The organism is Amycolatopsis sp. CFH S0740 (assembly GCF_004522315.1).
GTDB lineage: Bacteria > Actinomycetota > Actinomycetes > Mycobacteriales > Pseudonocardiaceae > Amycolatopsis > Amycolatopsis nivea.
In genome coordinates, this window is sequence record NZ_SDLS01000014.1 from 212,081 (window position 1) to 229,222 (window position 17,142).

At 69.6% G+C, this 17,142-nt stretch carries 16 protein-coding genes; 9 read left to right on the forward strand and 7 right to left on the reverse strand.

The genetic code is table 11. The features are described from left to right. Positions 1 to 16 precede the first annotated feature (16 nt). From EIZ45_RS24205 to EIZ45_RS47650, 3 genes are all read left to right on the forward strand, one after another. Complete coding sequence (locus EIZ45_RS24205; RefSeq protein WP_134665919.1) at positions 17 to 1,933, forward strand: fumarate reductase/succinate dehydrogenase flavoprotein subunit; 1,917 nt, start codon at positions 17 to 19, stop codon at positions 1,931 to 1,933. Beyond that, complete coding sequence (locus EIZ45_RS24210; RefSeq protein WP_037809745.1) at positions 1,930 to 2,682, forward strand: succinate dehydrogenase/fumarate reductase iron-sulfur subunit; 753 nt, start codon at positions 1,930 to 1,932, stop codon at positions 2,680 to 2,682. The genes EIZ45_RS24205 and EIZ45_RS24210 overlap by 4 nt, the downstream gene beginning before the upstream one ends. An 848-nt stretch (positions 2,683 to 3,530) precedes the next feature. Continuing rightward, positions 3,531 to 3,878 carry a VOC family protein gene (locus tag EIZ45_RS47650; RefSeq protein ID WP_134665921.1) on the forward strand — a complete coding sequence of 116 codons (348 nt, stop codon included), beginning with the start codon at positions 3,531 to 3,533 and terminating at the stop codon, positions 3,876 to 3,878. Positions 3,879 to 3,944: 66 nt separating this feature from the next. On the opposite strand, the gene EIZ45_RS24220 is transcribed toward EIZ45_RS47650, so the two are convergent. The 4 genes from EIZ45_RS24220 to EIZ45_RS24235 all read right to left on the reverse strand — a co-directional run bounded on the left by EIZ45_RS24220 (position 3,945) and on the right by EIZ45_RS24235 (position 7,318). Then, complete coding sequence (locus EIZ45_RS24220) at positions 3,945 to 4,838, reverse strand: amino acid ABC transporter permease (protein ID WP_037809750.1); 894 nt, start codon at positions 4,836 to 4,838, stop codon at positions 3,945 to 3,947. After that, a complete protein-coding gene (locus EIZ45_RS24225; protein WP_134665923.1) occupies positions 4,835 to 5,482 on the reverse strand; it encodes an amino acid ABC transporter permease in 648 nt (215 codons plus the stop codon). The genes EIZ45_RS24220 and EIZ45_RS24225 overlap by 4 nt, the downstream gene beginning before the upstream one ends. 84 nt (positions 5,483 to 5,566) lie before the next feature. Continuing rightward, on the reverse strand, positions 5,567 to 6,472 hold the full coding sequence (locus EIZ45_RS24230) for a glutamate ABC transporter substrate-binding protein (RefSeq protein ID WP_134665925.1): 906 nt from the start codon (positions 6,470 to 6,472) through the stop codon (positions 5,567 to 5,569). 117 nt (positions 6,473 to 6,589) lie between these two features. Next, positions 6,590 to 7,318, reverse strand: a complete 729-nt coding sequence (locus EIZ45_RS24235) for an amino acid ABC transporter ATP-binding protein (protein ID WP_200864229.1) — start codon at positions 7,316 to 7,318, stop codon at positions 6,590 to 6,592. 280 nt (positions 7,319 to 7,598) lie between these two features. On the opposite strand from EIZ45_RS24235, the gene EIZ45_RS24240 reads away from it, so the two are divergent. Both EIZ45_RS24240 and EIZ45_RS24245 read left to right on the forward strand, forming a co-directional pair. Beyond that, entirely contained in the window at positions 7,599 to 8,267 is a 669-nt protein-coding gene (locus EIZ45_RS24240; protein WP_037809755.1) for a response regulator transcription factor, read from the forward strand. A gap of 3 nt (positions 8,268 to 8,270) precedes the next feature. Further along, the gene (locus tag EIZ45_RS24245; RefSeq protein WP_134665927.1) at positions 8,271 to 9,659 is read left to right on the forward strand and encodes a HAMP domain-containing sensor histidine kinase; all 1,389 of its coding nucleotides are present in this window, start codon (positions 8,271 to 8,273) and stop codon (positions 9,657 to 9,659) included. Between the two features lie 231 nt (positions 9,660 to 9,890). Here EIZ45_RS24245 and EIZ45_RS24250 read toward each other — a convergent pair whose 3' ends face one another. Together EIZ45_RS24250 and EIZ45_RS24255 are read right to left on the reverse strand one after the other, a co-directional pair. Beyond that, positions 9,891 to 10,808, reverse strand: coding sequence for a TAXI family TRAP transporter solute-binding subunit (locus EIZ45_RS24250; RefSeq protein WP_037809759.1), 918 nt, complete (start codon positions 10,806 to 10,808; stop codon positions 9,891 to 9,893). Between the two features lie 19 nt (positions 10,809 to 10,827). Continuing rightward, a complete protein-coding gene (locus tag EIZ45_RS24255; protein ID WP_134665929.1) occupies positions 10,828 to 11,529 on the reverse strand; it encodes a heparin lyase I family protein in 702 nt (233 codons plus the stop codon). A gap of 233 nt (positions 11,530 to 11,762) precedes the next feature. Here EIZ45_RS24255 and miaB point away from each other — a divergent pair, with 233 nt between their 5' ends. Continuing rightward, a complete protein-coding gene (miaB, locus tag EIZ45_RS24260; RefSeq protein ID WP_134665931.1) occupies positions 11,763 to 13,244 on the forward strand; it encodes a tRNA (N6-isopentenyl adenosine(37)-C2)-methylthiotransferase MiaB in 1,482 nt (493 codons plus the stop codon). Then, the gene (locus tag EIZ45_RS24265; protein ID WP_134665933.1) at positions 13,241 to 13,717 is read left to right on the forward strand and encodes a hypothetical protein; all 477 of its coding nucleotides are present in this window, start codon (positions 13,241 to 13,243) and stop codon (positions 13,715 to 13,717) included. Before miaB ends, EIZ45_RS24265 begins: the two co-directional genes overlap by 4 nt. Positions 13,718 to 13,777: 60 nt before the next feature. Here the strand turns inward: EIZ45_RS24265 and EIZ45_RS24270 are convergent, their stop codons facing one another. Beyond that, positions 13,778 to 15,091, reverse strand: coding sequence for a DUF349 domain-containing protein (locus EIZ45_RS24270; protein ID WP_037809767.1), 1,314 nt, complete (start codon positions 15,089 to 15,091; stop codon positions 13,778 to 13,780). A 225-nt stretch (positions 15,092 to 15,316) separates the two neighbouring features. Here EIZ45_RS24270 and miaA point away from each other — a divergent pair, with 225 nt between their 5' ends. Both miaA and dapF read left to right on the forward strand, forming a co-directional pair. Next, positions 15,317 to 16,237: a tRNA (adenosine(37)-N6)-dimethylallyltransferase MiaA gene (gene miaA / locus EIZ45_RS24275; protein ID WP_167756538.1), complete on the forward strand. Its 921-nt coding sequence runs from the start codon at positions 15,317 to 15,319 to the stop codon at positions 16,235 to 16,237. A 9-nt stretch (positions 16,238 to 16,246) separates the two neighbouring features. Then, complete coding sequence (gene dapF, locus EIZ45_RS24280) at positions 16,247 to 17,080, forward strand: diaminopimelate epimerase (RefSeq protein WP_134665935.1); 834 nt, start codon at positions 16,247 to 16,249, stop codon at positions 17,078 to 17,080. Positions 17,081 to 17,142: the final 62 nt, after the last annotated feature.

A 17,142-nucleotide genomic window follows, 5' to 3' on the forward strand; every position in this document is an offset into this window, starting at 1 on the left:
TGAGGTGGCTTATTCCATGACCGAGGTCGAACGGCACAGCTACGACGTGGTGGTGATCGGTGCCGGCGGCGCCGGTCTGCGCGCGGTGATCGAAGCGCGCGAACGCGGTTTCAGCGTCGCGGTGGTGTGCAAATCCCTTTTCGGCAAAGCGCACACGGTGATGGCCGAGGGCGGCTGCGCGGCGTCGATGGGCAACGCGAACTCGAACGACAACTGGCAGGTGCACTTCCGCGACACCATGCGCGGCGGGAAATTCCTCAACAACTGGCGGATGGCCGAGCTGCACGCCCGGGAAGCGCCGGACCGCGTCTGGGAACTCGAGACGTACGGCGCGCTGTTCGACCGCACCGCGGACGGGCGGATCAGCCAGCGCAACTTCGGCGGGCACACGTATCCGCGGCTCGCGCACGTCGGCGACCGGACCGGGCTCGAGCTGATCCGCACTATGCAGCAGAAGATCGTTTCGCTGCAACAGGAAGACTTCAAGAAGTACGGCGACTACGAGGCGCGGATCAAGGTCTTCGCCGAGTGCACGGTCACCGAACTGCTGCTGGACAACGGCGCGATCGCCGGTGCGTTCGGCTACTGGCGCGAGAGCGGCCGGTTCGTGCTGTTCGAGGCGCCCGCGGTGGTGCTCGCGACGGGCGGCATCGGCAAATCGTTCAAGGTGACGTCGAATTCGTGGGAGTACACCGGCGACGGGCACGCGCTGGCGCTGCGCGCCGGCGCGAAGCTGATCAACATGGAGTTCGTGCAGTTCCACCCGACCGGGATGGTCTGGCCGCCGAGCGTCAAGGGCATCCTCGTCACCGAGGGCGTGCGCGGCGACGGAGGGGTGCTCAAGAACTCCGAGGACAAGCGGTTCATGTTCGAGTACGTGCCCGAGGTGTTCAAGGGCCAGTACGCGGACAGCGAGGACGAGGCCGACCGCTGGTACACCGACCAGGAGAGCAACCGCCGCACGCCGGACCTGCTGCCGCGCGACGAGGTGGCGCGGGCGATCAACTCCGAGGTCAAGGAGGGGCGCGGATCCCCGCACGGCGGCGTGTTCCTCGACATCGCGAGCCGGTTGCCCGCCGAGGAGATCCAGCGGCGGCTGCCCTCGATGTACCACCAGTTCAAGGAACTCGCCGACGTCGACATCACCAAGGAGGCCATGGAGGTCGGCCCCACCTGCCACTACGTGATGGGCGGTGTGGAGGTCGACCCGGACACCGGCGCGGCGAGCGTCCCCGGCCTGTTCGCGGCGGGGGAGTGCTCCGGCGGCATGCACGGGTCGAACCGGCTCGGCGGCAACTCGCTGTCCGACCTGCTCGTGTTCGGCCGGCGGGCCGGACTGGGCGCGGCGTCCTATGTGGACGGACTCAAGGACCGGCCCGCGGTCTCGCAGTCCGATGTGGACGCGGCGGCCGTGATGGCGCTCGAGCCGTTCAACCCGCCTGCCGACGGTGCGCCGGAGAATCCGTACACGCTGCACACCGAGCTGCAGCAGTCGATGAACGATCTCGTCGGCATCATCCGCAAGGCCGGGGAAATCCGGCAGGCGCTGGACAAGCTCGCGGACATCCGCGGCCGGGTCGGTCAGGTGACGGTGGAGGGCCACCGGCAGTTCAACCCCGGCTGGCACCTCGCGCTCGACCTGCGGAACATGCTGCTGGTGAGCGAATGCGTCGCCCGCGCGGCGCTGACCCGCACCGAAAGCCGCGGCGGCCACACCCGCGACGACTATCCGTCCATGGACGCGGAATGGCGGCACCGGCTGCTCGTCTGCTCCGCGCGCCCGGGCGACAACCCGCTCGTGCCGGACGTCGACGTGTCGGTGGAGGAGCAGGTGCCGATGCGGCCGGACTTGCTCGAGCTGTTCGAACTCGACGAACTGGGCAAGTACTTCACCGACGGCGAGCTGGAGACCCACCCCGGGAGGACCGCGTGAGCTACCAGGCGAAGTTCCGCGTGTGGCGAGGCGACGCGACCGGCGGCGACCTGCAGGACTTCACCGTGGAGGTGAACGAGGGCGAGGTCGTGCTCGACATCATCCACCGGCTGCAGGCCACCCAGGCCGCCGACCTCGCGGTGCGCTGGAACTGCAAGGCAGGCAAATGCGGCTCCTGCTCGGCGGAGATCAACGGCAGGCCGCGGCTGATGTGCATGACGCGCATGTCGACGTTCACCGAGGCCGAGATCGTGACGGTCACGCCGATGCGCACCTTCCCGGTGATCCGCGACCTCGTGACCGACGTGTCGTTCAACTACACGAAGGCGCGCGAGATCCCGTCCTTCACCCCGCCGGAGGGGCTCAAGCCCGGCGAGTACCGGATGCAGCAGGTGGACGTCGAGCGCTCGCAGGAATTCCGCAAGTGCATCGAGTGTTACCTGTGCCAGAACACCTGCCACGTCGTGCGCGACCACGAGGAGAACAAGGAGAGCTTCGCCGGGCCGCGCTACCTCATGCGGATCGCCGAACTGGAGATGCATCCGCTGGACGTCGCCGACCGCCGCGACGCCGCCCAGGACGAGCACGGGCTCGGGTTCTGCAACATCACCAAATGCTGCACTGAGGTGTGCCCGGAAGGCATCCACATCACCGACAACGCACTGATCCCGATGAAGGAACGCGTCGCCGACCGCAAGTACGACCCGATTGTCTGGCTAGGGGACAAGCTGTTCCGCCGCAATCGGTGACGTCCGCTGCCGCGGTGGCTGGGTTCGCGGGTGCGGGCCGGGTGGCGTGACGGCTGCGGGCTTGTCCCGTTCGCGGGAGGCCAGGGCTGCTTTCGCGGGTGGCGGGCTTGCTTGGCCACGGCAGCGGCCTTGCCCTCTTGCGGACGGCGGTTCCGTGCCCTCGGCGACCGCGGGTGTCTGCAGTTGCCGACGGCAGGCTGGCTCGCAGGCGTCGAGCAGGGCGCGGGCGTCGACAGCGGGCTTGCTTTCTCGCGGGGGGTGAGCGGACGCTGTTGGCGACAGCGAGCATGCTCTCTCGCAGGCGGCGGGCCTGCGATGTTGCCGACAGGAGCCTTGCTCTCCCGCAGGCGGCGGGCATACACAGTGCCGACAGTGGCCTTGCCCGTTCGGAGACCGCTGGCCGGGGCTCTCGCAGACGCGGTCCACTACGCGCATGCGCTGCGGGCGTATTCAGGCGTATTCAGGCGTATTCAGTTGTGGGTGGGCAATAGGCAGTCCTCCTGGCAGCTGATGAGTCTGGTCGTGATGGTGGGTCACCGGGACGGTCCCAACGGCCTGCTCCTGGCAGCTGGCTCCCGAGCGGAACGTCGCGATTCCCGGGCAGCGTGATCTCACCGCGCGCAGGCAAGATCGCACTGACCAATGCGCTGGCCAACGCACTGGGAGAGAAAGGGAATCGCGACGGCCGCCACGAGAACGCTCGCGGGCTCACATCACATGCGATGTACTTACTTCAACAAAATCAACGTTAGCAGCACCCGCGACCGGACGGCATCACTCGATCGGTTCGACCACGACGGGGCCGATTTCCGTTGCGGTCAAAGGACTTCCCGGAAGGACAAGAAACAATGATCACCGGTGCCCACGTCATCCTCTACAGCAAAGACGCAGCAGCAGACCGAGAGTTCCTCAGGGACGTACTGGACCTAGGACACGTAGACGCAGGCGAAGGCTGGCTCATCTTCCGTTTGCCCCCAACAGAACTAGCCGTGCACCCAACCGAAGGAGCGCCGCACCAAGAGCTCTACCTGATGTGCGACGACCTAGACGAAACAGTCCGGCAGCTAACCGCAAAGGGAGCCGAAGTGGAGAGCGAGGCGACCACAGCATCCTGGGGCACACGAGCATCGATCCGCCTCCCCGGCGGCAGCGTGCTGCCCCTGTACCAGCCGCGGCACCCGACAGCGCACGGCTGAAACAAGAAACCCCCGGCGCCGCAAGGAAAGCAGCGCCAGGGGTTTCAAGAGAAACGGAACGAACCGTCAGCCAGGTCCAGCGCCACCGATCACGTTGCTGCCCGCGGCAGCGGTGAGCCCCGCCTGCTCGATGCCGGCGTCCGTGTCGATGTGCTTCTTGCTGCGCCGGTTGCGCCGCTCCAGGTACGTCGCGAGCGCGGTCAGCAGCAGGCACATCGCGATGTAGATCGCGGCGGCCACGAGGGTCGACGGGACGATCGGGCGGCCGAAGGCGCCCTGGCTGCCGATGTAGCGGGCGTAGTACAGCAGCTCCGGGTACGTCACGAGGAAGCCGAGCGCGGTGTCCTTGAGCAGCACGACCAGCTGGCTGATGATCGTCGGCAGCATCGCGCGCAGCGCCTGCGGCAGCAGAACCGTGAACATCACCTGGGTCTTGCGCATGCCGAGCGCGTACGCGGCTTCGCTCTGGCCCTTCGGCAGGGACAGGATGCCTGCGCGGAAGACCTCCGCCAGCACCGAGCCGTTGTACAGCGTCAGGCCGAGCACCACCGCGAACAGCGGCGACGTGTCCACGCCGAGGGTCGGGAGGCCGTAGTAGAACAGGAACATCAGGATCAGCAGCGGGATCGCGCGGAAGAACTCCACGACGAACGTGCAGATCCCGCGCACCCACGCGTGATCGGACAGCCGTCCGGCGGCGAAGACCGCGCCGAACACGATGGCCAGCACCGCGCCCAGTGCGAAGGCCTTCACGGTCGCCAGCACGGCGTTCGCGAGGTCGCTCTGCACCTGGGAGTACTGCAGCCACTCCCATTTGCGTCCGGCGAACTGTCCGCTGTCGACGAAGCGGTAGATGATGAACGCGATCAGCGCCGCGACCACGACGATGCCCAGCACCGCGTAGATCCGGTGCCGCACCCGCGCTTTCGGGCCCGGGGTGTCGAAAAGAACCGTGCTCATCGGGCCACGCTCCAGCGCTTCTCCAGGCTGCGCTGCACCAGCGACAGCACCGACACGAGGATGATGAAGCCGAGTGCCACCCACAGCAGCGCGATCATCTGGTTGTCGCCGCGCTCGGACACGTACTGCCGGATCGCGCCGGCCTCGGCGACCGAGAACCCGCTGGCGATCGTCGTGTTCTTCAGCAGCGCGATGAGCATGCTGACGAGCGGCGGGACGACCGACCGCAGCGCCTGCGGCAGGACGATGCCGCCGAGGATCTGCCCGGACGACAGGCCCAGCGCGCGGCCCGCCTCGGCCTGGCCGATCGGCACCGTGTTGATGCCCGAGCGCACGACCTCGCAGATGAACGCCGACGTGTAGATCGTCAGCGCCACCGCGGCGGTCGGGAAGTAGTCGATCTTGACGATGTCGAGCAGCGGGTAGGCGAACACGAGGAACGCGAACACCAGCGTCAGCGGCGTGTTGCGCAGGACGGTGACGTAGGTCGTGCCGATCGCGCGCAGCACCGGGACCGGGCTCACCCGCAGCATCGCGAGGAACGTGCCCAGCACCAGGCTGCACGCCCCCGCGATCAGGAACAGTTCGATCGTGGTGAGAAAGAACGGACCGAAGAGGTCCAGATTGTCGAGCAGGACGTCCATGGAGCCTTCCCCGCGTCCGTGTGCCGATAGTGGGTGTACCGCGGCCGGTGGGCGAAAGCTTCGCCCACCGGCCGCCGGGTCAGATCAGTACCGCTCGATGGCAGGCGGCGTCGCGGGCGCGCCGGACTTGCCGAGGGTCGCGTCGTAGATCTTCTTCCAGGTGCCGTTGGTCTCGGCGGCCTGCAGCAGGTCGTCGATCTTGTCGCGCAGCACCTTGTCGTCCTTGTTCAGGCCGATGCCGTAGGGCTCCTTCGAGAACGGCTTGCCGACGACCTTGAAGGTGTCCGGGTCCTGCGCCGCGTAGCCCTTGAGGATCGCGTCGTCGGTGGTGACCGCGTCGACGTCCTTCGTCTGCAGCTTCTCGACGCACTGCGAGTACTTCTGGAACTCGACGATCTGGTCGGTCAGCTTCTGCTCGCGCACGCGCTGGATCGGGGTCGACCCGGTGACCGAGCAGACCTTCTTGCCCTTCAGCGTCTCCGGGCCGGTGATCGAGTTGTCGTCCTTGCGCACCAGCAGGTCCTGCCCGGCCTGGAAGTACGGGCCGGCGAACGACACGAGCTTCTTGCGCTTGTCGCTGATGGTGTAGGTGCCGACGTAGAGGTCGACCTGGCCGTTGGAGATGGCCTGCTCGCGGGCGCCCGAGTCGACCGTCGTGTACTTGATCTTGTCCTCGCCGAAGCCGAGGCCCGCCGCGACCATCCGGGCGATCTCGATGTCGAAGCCCTGGAACTTGCCGGTCTTCGGGTCCTTCTGGCCCAGTTCGGGCTGGTCGTCCTTGACGCCGATGGTGATCGTGCCCGCGTTCTTGATCTTCGTGAAGGTCGGCGAGCCGTCGAGCTTGACGTCCTTGGCCACCTCGTAGGTGGGCAGCGGCGCGGCGCTCGCGTTGTTGTCCCCGCCGGGGCCGGCCGGGGTGCCTTCCTTGCCGCAGGCCGTGAGCAGCAGCCCGCCGGCGAGCAGAGCGGCCGCGAGGGTGCGGATCCTCATGTCAGTCTCTCCAATATCTGTCCGGGAAACATCTGTCCGGGAACGTCGGGACCGGTCCGGGTACGGCCGATTACAGCCATCCCGGACGCGGAGCGCCGGGGGATTCCCCCGAACGGGTCAGTGGGTCAGGATCTTGCCGAGGAAGTCCTTCGCGCGGTCGGACTTCGGCTTGGTGAAGAACTCCTCCGGCGTCGTGTCCTCGACGATCTCGCCGTCGGCCATGAAGATGACCCGGTCGGCGGCGCGGCGGGCGAAGCCCATCTCGTGGGTGACCACGAGCATGGTCATGCCGTCCTTCGCCAGGCCGGTCATCACGTCCAGCACCTCCTGGACCATTTCCGGGTCCAGCGCCGAGGTCGGCTCGTCGAACAGCATCACCTTGGGCTTCATCGCGAGCGCGCGGGCGATCGCGACGCGCTGCTGCTGGCCGCCGGACAGCTGGGCGGGGTACTTGTCGGCCTGGTTCGCGATGCCGACGCGCTCGAGCAGTTCCATCGCGCTCTTGCGGGCCTCGGCCTGCGCGGTCTTGCGCACCTTCACCGGCGCGAGCATGACGTTCTCGAGGATCGTCTTGTGCGCGAACAGGTTGAACTGCTGGAAGACCATCCCGACGTCGGCGCGCAGCGAGGCGAGCGCCTTGCCCTCCTCGGGCAGCGGCACGCCGTCGACGGCGATCTCGCCGGAGTTGATCGGCTCGAGCCGGTTGATCGCGCGGCACAGCGTCGACTTGCCCGACCCGGACGGCCCGAGCACGACGACGACCTGGCCGCGCGGCACCTCGAGCGTGATCTCGCGCAGCACGTGCAGCTCGCCGAAGTACTTGTTCACGGCGGCCGCCTTGATCATCGGCGTCGCCACCTCGGTGGTCATCGTGGCCTCCAGAGCTCCGTTGGTCGTCGGCGTCCGCGGAACCGGGGTTCCGCAACGCTTGCGGAAACCTACTACCGGGACATCTCTTGTAAAGACGGCTTGAGCAATACTTAGGGTTTCAACTACGTATCGGATGCGGCCGTCGGGGCGGCGTTCAGCCTAGTCCGGACTGTGGCGGCCGCCACGCACCGTGTCCGCGGGGCGTGGCGCCCTAGAGTCCGGCTACCGTGGTCTGGATCACCGGGGAGGAGCAAGCGTGCGCGTGCTGCTGGTGGAAGACGACGACCGGGTCGCCGGGGCGCTCGTGCCCGCGCTGGTCCGCCGCGGGCTCACCATGCAGCGGCTGCCGTCCGGGGCCGGGGTGCTCGACCGGGTCCACGACGTCGACGTGATCCTGCTCGACCTGGGGCTTCCCGACGTCGACGGCGTGGTGCTGTGCCGGCAGATCCGCGCGGTCAGCGACGTCGCGGTGATCGTCGTGTCCGCGCGCGGCGAGGTGAACGACCGCGTGCACGGCCTGCGCGCCGGCGCCGACGACTACCTGGTCAAGCCGTACGACGTGGAGGAGCTGCTCGCGCGCGTCGAAGCGGTGCGCCGGCGGCGGGTCGAACGGCCCGCGCCGTCCGTGCCGGTGGTGGAGGTCGGCGACGTCCGGATCGACCTCGCCCGGTACGAGGTGCTGGTGGCGGGCGAGCCGATCGCGTTGTCCCGCAAGGAGTTCCAGGTGCTCGCGCTGGTCGCGGCGGCGGGCGGCGCGGTGTGCTCGCGCGAACAGGTGCTGAACGAGGTGTGGGGGCACCGCGGCGCGGCCGAGAGCCGTTCGCTGGACGTCCATGTCGCCACCCTGCGCACCAAACTCGGCCGTCCGGCGCTGATCGAGACGGTGCGCGGCGTCGGCTACCGGCTGGGCAACGGACGGGACTGACCGGTGCGCGTCCGGCTGCAGGGCATCGTCGTCACGCTCGTCGCCCTGCTCGTGTTCGGGCTCGGCATCCCGCTCGCGCTCAGCATCGCGAGCAGCCTCCAGCAGAAGCTCTTCCTCGACCGGCTCACCGACACCTCGCGGTTCGCCTCGCTCGCCCAGCGTCCGCTGCTCGACAACGAGCTCGGGCTGCTTGAACCCAAACTGCGCCGGTACACCGAGGTGTACGGCGTGAAAGTGGTCGTGGTGAACCAGGACGGCGAGCCGGTGCTGAGCTCTGTGGGCGGCGCCGTCGACCGGACCGCGATCCGGGTGCCGGTGAACGAGGCGCTCGCCGCCCGTCCGCCCGAAGCCGGGCCGCTGCTGATGCCGTGGGCGAGCAAACCGCTGGTGCTGGCCGAGCCGATCCTCATCGACGGCGAGGTGCGCGGCGCGGTGGTGACGGAGTCCGCGACCGATCACGTCCGCACCCAGTTGCTGTGGCAGTGGCTGCTGCTGGCCGCGTGCGCGCTGGTCGCGTTCGGGCTCGCGCTGCTCGTGGCGCTGCCGGTGGTGCGCTGGACGCTGCGCCCGGTGCGGCGGCTGGACGAGGCCACCGGCGCGCTGGTCGCGTCCGTGGTCAGCGGCCGGGAAGCGGAGCCGGTGGGGGAGAGCGGCGGCCCGCCGGAGCTGCGGCAGCTGGGACGGTCGTTCGACCGGATGGCGGCGAGTGTCTCGGAAGCGCTGGCCGCGCAGCGCGCGTTCGTCGCCGACGCCTCGCATCAGCTGCGCAATCCGTTGACCGCGTTGAAGATCCGGCTGGGAAACCTCGACGGCCAGGTCACCGACGAAGCCGCGGCGGCCGATCTCGAAGCGGCGCAGGTGGACGCCAAGCGGCTGAACCAGATCCTCGACGAGCTGCTGTCCATGGCCCGCGCGGAATCCGCCGGCGGCGAGCTGGTTTCCGAAGACCTCGCCGAGGTGATCGCCGATCGCGTCGCCGACTGGTCGGTGGTCGGGGCGGCTCGCGAGGTCTCGCTGGAGAGCGCGGTGGACGTCGACGGCGCACGCGTGCTCGTGCCGCCGAGGGGGCTGGAGGTCGTGCTCGACGCATTGCTGGACAACGCGCTCAAGTTCAGCCCTTCCGGTACTTCCGTCGAGGTGGCCGCGAGCGTTGCCGAGGACCGGGTGACGGTTTCGGTGCGCGACCACGGGCCTGGGCTGCGCGAGGACGAGCTCGAGCGGGCGGTCGACCGGTTCTGGCGGAGCACGGCGCATCAGAACGTCCCCGGATCGGGGCTGGGGCTGGCGATCGTGACCGAGATCGTCCGGCATTCCGGCGGGGAGATCCAGCTGTCCCTGCCGGAAGGCGGCGGGTTGCGGATCGCGATGGACTTCCCGGTCGAGGAGCGCTGACGACGGTCGACGTCCTTGCGTCGGGGTCGTGACGGCGACGCGCGCGTGGAGCGGGCCGCGTTTGACGTCCGTGAGGGCCACCCTGAGGGAATCTGATTCCCTCAGGGTGGCCCTCACGACATCCGCGCCAGCCCAATCGCGCCCATCGACGGAGGGCGGCTTCCGCTGGCACACCAGCGGAACAACTGGAAGCGGTGACGGCGGCCGGGGCCTCGTCATCATGGTCGCGCGCTAGACCTTCTCCGCGCGGTAATACGCCAGCGCGCCGGGATGCAATGGCAGCGGTCCGGTCTCGATGCCCGGATGCACGTCGATCGACAGCGCCGCCCGGTTGACCGCCGCGAGCTGCGGGCGGGCGTCGTACAGGCCCTTGGTGAGCGCTTCGGCGACGTCGGCGGACATCGAGGTGGGCACGACCAGGAAGTTCGGCACCACGAGCGTCGTGACCGGGCCGGGCTGGTCGTAGGTGCTGCCGGGGATGGTCGCGGTGCCGTACACCGGGCTGAACCGCTGCATGCCCGGCATCAGGTTGGACATGTCGAGCAGCCGCAGCCCGACCTTGCGGTTGTACTCGGTGATCAGCGGCGTCGGCAGCCCGCCGGACCAGAACATCGCGTCGACCTTGCGGTTCTCCAGCGCGGTGAGCGAGTCCTCCAGGCTCAGCTGGTTGACCGAGACCGCGCCTTTCAGCCCGGCTACCTGCAGCACCCGGTCGGCGATGTATTCGACGCCCGACTCCGGGGAGCCGACCGCGATGTGGCGGCCGCGCAGCATGGAGACCGAGGTGTAGGGCGAGTCCTTGCGGACGACGATGTGCAGGTAGTCGTCGTGGATGCGGGCCAGCGCGGCGAGCTTGCCGGGGTGCGCGGCCGCCGCGTCCGCGGCCAGGTCCGCGGCGACGAACGCGACGTCCGCGCCCCCGGAAAGCACTCGGTTGAGGTTGTCGCGCGACCCCTGGGTGGCGAGCACCTCGGGCGTCTCGATGCCGAGTTCGCCCGCCCACGCCGACGCCAGCGGCCCGGCCAGATCGTGGTAGACGCCGCCCACCGACCCGGCCGCGACGCGCAGGTGCAGGTTCGCGAAGCTCGGCCCGCACCCGCTCAGCAGCACCGTGAGCACTGCCAGCGCCGCCGTCAGCCTCCATCGCATGCAGCGATGGTGCCAGAGGTCAGCCGGTGACGTCGGCCAGGCTGTCGCCCATCCGGATCTTGCTGAACCACTGCGTCGCCGTCTCGTCGGCCTGGTGGTAGACGCCCCACTTCAGGTAGTTCCGCGTTCCGTCGATCGTGGTTCCGGTGTAGGTGGTGGACCCGTCGGAGAACGTCTGCCGTTTGCCGTCGAACCAGAACTGGATGGTGCCCTGGGTGCGGTCGGTCGAGATCCGGAACGCGATGTCGTGCCACTCGTCGTTCGAGACCGGCGCGTTCCACAGCTTGACGCTGGTGTGGTCGGTCGTCCACTCCTCCAGCTGGAGTTTGCCGCCGGAAATCTTGAGGACGATCGGATGGTTCGCGGTGCCGGTGCTCGGGCTGCATTTCAGCTGGAACACGTACCGGCTGGTGGAGTCGGTGATCCGGTACTTCGACGACCAGCCGAGGTAGAACGTCTTGCCCGCGGCTAGATCCGGGCCGACCGCCTCGCAGCGCTCCTCCTGGGCGAGCTGCTCGGCGACCCACACCTTGCCCTTCGCGGCGTCGGTCGCGGTCTTGAAGTGGCCGTCGGCGCACTGGACCGAGTTGAACGCGCCGGGGCCGTCGGCGGGGTCGGCCTGCCAGGTGACCGAGAGGGGAGCCGGGGCTGCGGCCACTGGCGCGACCACGGCGAGTGTGCTCGCGACAACTGCCGCTGAGCAGGCGAAAACCTTGCGCACATTTCCTCCTGGGCGGCGGCGGTCCGATTCGGAACAATGGCGGTGATCTTATCTTCGGGCGGGCGCGGAAAACAATAGCGAAAATTGTTTGCCGACGACCGTTCCGGCGCATTTCCGTTCCCGGTCAACGGCACATTTCCCGATTAGCGGAATACGTGGCGGACCGCGTCGCATAACGTCCGCCGACCGGGTGCCGGGTCCGGCGCGGGACCCGGGGTTTAGGCTGGAGCGCGATGAACGCGAAAACGTACCAGATCCGCACGTTCGGCTGCCAGATGAACGTGCACGACTCCGAACGGCTCGCCGGGCAGCTCGAGGAAGCCGGCTACGTCCCCGCTCCCGGGCAGGCGAAGCCGGATCTGGTCGTGTTCAACACCTGCGCCGTGCGGGAGAACGCGGACAACAAGCTCTACGGCACCCTCGGGCACCTCCGCCCGGACAAGGTCGCCAATCCGGACATGCAGATCGCCGTCGGCGGGTGTCTCGCGCAGAAGGACCGCGGCGACATCGTCAAGCGCGCGCCGTGGGTCGACGTCGTCTTCGGGACGCACAACATCGGTTCGCTGCCGGCGCTGCTGGAGCGCGCGCGGCACAACGCCGAGGCCGAGGTCGAGATCCTCGAATCGCTCGAGACGTTCCCGTCCACGCTGCCCGCGCGCCGCGAATCGTCCTATGCGAGCTGGGTGTCGGTTTCGGTCGGCTGCAACAACACCTGCACCTTCTGCATCGTGCCGTCGCTGCGCGGCAAGGAGCGCGACCGCCGTCCCGGCGAGATCCTCGCCGAGGTCGAGGCGCTGGTCGCCGAGGGCGTGCTCGAGGTGACCCTGCTGGGCCAGAACGTGAACTCCTACGGCGTCGAGTTCGGCGACCGGCTCGCGTTCGGCAAGCTGCTGCGCGCGACCGGCGGGATCGACGGGCTGGAGCGCGTGCGGTTCACCTCGCCGCATCCGGCCGCGTTCACCTCGGACGTGATCGACGCGATGGCCGAGACCCCGAACGTCTGCCACCAGCTGCACATGCCGCTGCAGTCCGGTTCGGACCGGGTGCTGCGCGAGATGCGCCGGTCGTACCGGTCGGCGCGGTTCCTGAACATCCTCGACGAGGTGCGCGCCAAGATGCCGGACGCCGCCATCACCACCGACATCATCGTCGGGTTCCCCGGCGAGACCGAGGAAGACTTCCAGGCGACCCTCGACGTCGTCCGCGCCGCGCGGTTCTCCAGCGCGTTCACCTTCCAGTACTCGAAGCGCCCCGGCACGCCCGCCGCGGAGATGGCGGACCAGCTGCCGAAGGAGGTCGTGCAGGAGCGCTACGACCGGCTGGTCGAGCTGCAGAACGAGATCTCCTGGGAAGAGAACCGCGAGCTGGTCGGCCGCCGGGTCGAGCTGCTGGTCGCCGCGGGCGAGGGGCGCAAGGACGCGGAGACGCACCGGATGAGCGGGCGCGCCCGCGACGGACGGCTGGTGCACTTCACGCCGTCCGGTCCGGCTGTCGACCGTTCGGTCCGGCCGGGCGACGTCGTGGAGACGGTGATCAGCTACGGCGCGCCGCACCACCTGGTCGCGGACGGCGACCTCCTGACGCATCGCCGCACGCGAGCGGGCGACAACGCCGAAGCCGGTCTTCGGCCCAAGACGAGCGGGGTCACCCTGGGACTGCCGGGCTTCGGAGCCCCGGCGGCGCAGCCGGCCCCGGTGAGTGGGTGTGCAGGATGAGCGAACCGGGAACGCCGGCCGAGGTCGACCCCAGGCTGAGCGACGAGATCGACGACGCGGGCCGCCGCGCCGCGCGCACGGTGGAGCTGGGCAGGCGCGGCTTCACCATCTCGGTGCTGATGTTCGTGCTGCTCGTGGCGCAGATCCTGCCGTGGGCCCAGGGCCGCGCGGGCTGGGAGACGCTGGCCGGCGAGGCGGGCGGGGTTCCGCAGCTGTTCGCCGTGACGTCCACCGGCGTCGGCGTGTTCATCGGCGCGGTCGCGCTCGTGTCGCGCCGCTGGTGGGTCGCGTGGTGCTGCGCCGCGGGCGGCTGGTTCGCCTCGGTCGACGGCCTGCTGGCGATCTGGTCGCAGCAGTCCGCGCACGCCAGCGGAGCGGCCGGCGACGGCCCGGGAATCGGCATGATCGTGGCTTGGATCGCGACGATCGTCCTGGCGACGTTGTGGATGCGCACCGCGTTCTCGCGCACCTGAGCCCAACCGCATGAAAAAGGGCCGGTACCCGCGGGTACCGGCCCTTTTCGTGTCGTCGGATCAGCGATCGGCGACCGCGGCTTCCGCGGCCTCCATCCATTCCCGCCACTGGGAGGCCTGCTCCTCGGCCTTCTTCGCCCGCCGCTCGTCCCCGGCGGCCCGCGCCTTGGCGGCCTGCGATTCGAACTGCTCGACGCGCTCGCGGAACTGCGCGGCCCGCGCCTGCGCCTCCGGGTCGGTGCGGCGCCAGCGGCTGTCCTCAGCGGACTTCACCGCGTCCTGCACCGCCTTGAGCCGCCCGTCCAGTTCGCGGATGCGCTCGCGCGGGACCTTGCCGATCTCGTCCCACTGCTCCTGGATCCGGCGCAGCGCCGACTTGGCCGCCTCGAGGTTGGCCGCCACGTCGATCTTCTCGGCCTCGACCAGCAGTTCTTCCTTGCGCTGAGCGTTGCCGGCGAACTCCGCGTCGCGCTCGGAGAACACGGCCGAGCGGCGGGCGAAGAACGCGTCCTGCGCCGCGCGGAACCGCTGCCACAGCGCCTCGTCGCTGTCCTTGGGCGCGCGTCCGGCGGCCTTCCACTCGGCCATCAGGTCCTTGTACCGGCCCGCGGTGGCGCCCCAGTCGTCCGAGTCGGACAGCGCCTCGGCCTCGGCGATCAGCTCTTCCTTGCGCTGCTTCGCGCTGGCCCGCTGCTTGTCCAGTTCGGCGAAGTGCGAGCCGCGGCGGCGGTTGAACGCCTCGCGCGCCTTCGAGAAGCGCTTCCACAGCTCGTCGTCGGTCTTGCGGTCGACGCCCTTGACCGTCTTCCACTCGTCGAGGATCGCGCGCAGCCGGTCGCCCGCGGCCTTCCACTGGGTGGACTCGGCGGCGATCTTCTCCGCCTCGTCGGCCAGCGCCTGCTTGCGCGCCACGGCCGCCGCCCGGGCTTCCTCTCGCTCGTGCTTGACGTTGACCAGCGCCTTCTCCGCCAGCCCGATCACGAACTCGAGCCGCGCGGCGAGCGCCTTCAGGTCGCCGACCACGGCCGCCTCGCCGAGCCCGTCGCGGATCTGGGTGGCGCTGGAGAGGGCGTGCTTCGGGTCGCCCGCTCCGGAGTTCAGCCGCGTTTCGAGCAGTTCGACCTCGGTGCGCACGTCGTCGAAGCGGCGCGCGTAGTGCAGCAGGCCTTCCTCGGGCGTGCCTGCCTGCCAGACCCCGACCTCGCGTTCGCCGTCGGCGGTGAAGACGTAAACGGTGCCTTCCCCGTCGACCCGGCCCCAGGTGGCGGGGGCGGGCTCGGCGGGCGGCACCGGAGGCGCGGCATGGCCGGCGCCCTGCGCGTGCGGCACCGGGTGCGGTGCCGGGGTGCCGGGGGACGTGTTCTCCTGGGCCATCGCAGGCTCCTTATCGCCTGTACGCCCGCGGCTGCGGGCGCCCCGCCGCGTGAGCGGGGCCGGGTTACGCTGTTGTCGTGCTCTGCCGGGGGCATGGGGCCCCAGCGGCATTCAAGCAGCTCAGCGCGCGCCGTGGTACTGGATGAGCCGCCTGAAAGCGTTGATCCTACTTCTCCTTGACGCTCCGTGCCCGCGTCCCGCCCCGGCCGGGTACCGTTCTGCGGCGTGATCAGCCCAGCTCAACGGCCCCGTCCGGTGGCCGTCGTCGGCCCCACCGCCACCGGGAAGACAGCACTGGCCGTCGAACTCGCGCTGGCGCTGGACGGCGAGGTGGTGAACGCCGACGCGCTCCAGCTCTACCGGGGCATGGACATCGGCACCGCCAAAGCGACCGCGGAGGAACGGCGAGGGGTCCCGCACCACCTGCTGGACGTACTCGACGTGACCGAGACCGCGTCGGTCGCCGCCTATCAGCGTGACGCTCGCAGCACGATCGAGCGGATTCTCGACGCGGGCCGGGTTCCGGTGCTGACCGGCGGCTCGGGGCTGTACGTGCAAGCGGTGCTGGACGATCTCCGTTTCCCCGGCACCGACCCCGCGGTGCGCGCGCGGCTCGACGAAGAGGCCGCCGAACTCGGCACCGCCGCGCTCTACACCCGGCTGGGGGAGCGCGACCCGGTCGCGGCGGCGGCGATCCTGCCCACGAACACCCGCCGCATCGTGCGGGCGCTGGAGGTCATCGAGATCACCGGCGAGCCGTTCTCCGCGAACCTGCCGAAACCGGGTCCGGCCCGCTGGGACACCGTGCTGATCGGGATCGACCGCGAGGTCGCCGAGCTGGACGAGCGCGTCGACCTGCGGGTGGAGCGGATGTTCGAGGCCGGTCTCGTGGACGAGGTGCGCGCGTTGCTCGGCCGCGGGCTGCGGGACGGGAAAACCGCTTCGCGGGCGCTCGGCTACCAGCAGGTGCTGGCCGAACTGGACGGCGAAGGCGACTTCGCGGCAGCCGCGGCGGCGACCGCGCAGGCCACCCGCCGGTTCGTGCGACGGCAGCGTTCGTGGTTCCGCCGGGACAAGCGGATCCGGTGGTTCGACGGCGGATCGGCGGACCTGGCCGCGCGGGTCCGCGCCGCGCTCGACCAGTAACCTGGACGCATGGGCGGCATCGAATTCCTCAAGGGCCACGGCACGCAGAACGACTTCGTGCTGCTGCCTGACGCGGCCGGCCGCCTCGACCTCACGGCGGAGCGCGTCGCGGCGCTGTGCGACCGGCAGCGGGGCCTCGGCGCGGACGGCGTGCTGCGCGTCGTGCGCGCGAAGGCGATCGGCGAAGAATCGGCCGGCGAGTGGTTCATGGACTACCGCAACGCCGACGGTTCGATCGCCGAGATGTGCGGCAACGGCACCCGCGTTTTCGCGCGCTACCTGGTCGACGCCGGTCTGGAATCGGACGGCGAGTTCGTGATCGGCACCCGGGCGGGCGACCGGCCGGTCGTCGTGCACCCGGACCGTTCGGTCACCGTGCAGATGGGCCCGGCGGCGATCACCGGCACGTCGGTCACCATGGTGGCCGGGCAGGCGTTCTCCGGCGTCGCGGTGAACGTCGGCAACCCGCACCTGGTTTCGGTCACCGACACCGACATCGCCGGGCTCGACCTGCGCGACCAGCCCGATTTCGACCACGACGTCTTCCCGGCCGGGGTCAACCTGGAGTTCGTCAACGTGCTCGGCGAGGGCGCGCTGCGGATGCGCGTCCACGAGCGCGGCGTGGGGGAGACGCGCGCCTGCGGCACCGGCACGGTCGCCGCGGTGGCCGCCTCGCTGCACCTCGCGGGCAAGGACACTGGCGAGTCCACAGTGGACATCCCGGGCGGGCAGGTGTCGGTCACGGTCGGGCGCGGCGAATCCACGCTGACCGGACCGGCCGAGATCGTGGCCCGCGGCGAGATCGACGAGGCTTGGTGGGCTGCCGCCGGTTCGCCGCTGTGAGCGGCAAGCCGGGGTCGTAACCCGGTGTTGAGTCTCAGGACATCGCCGACAGTTGGTGTCTC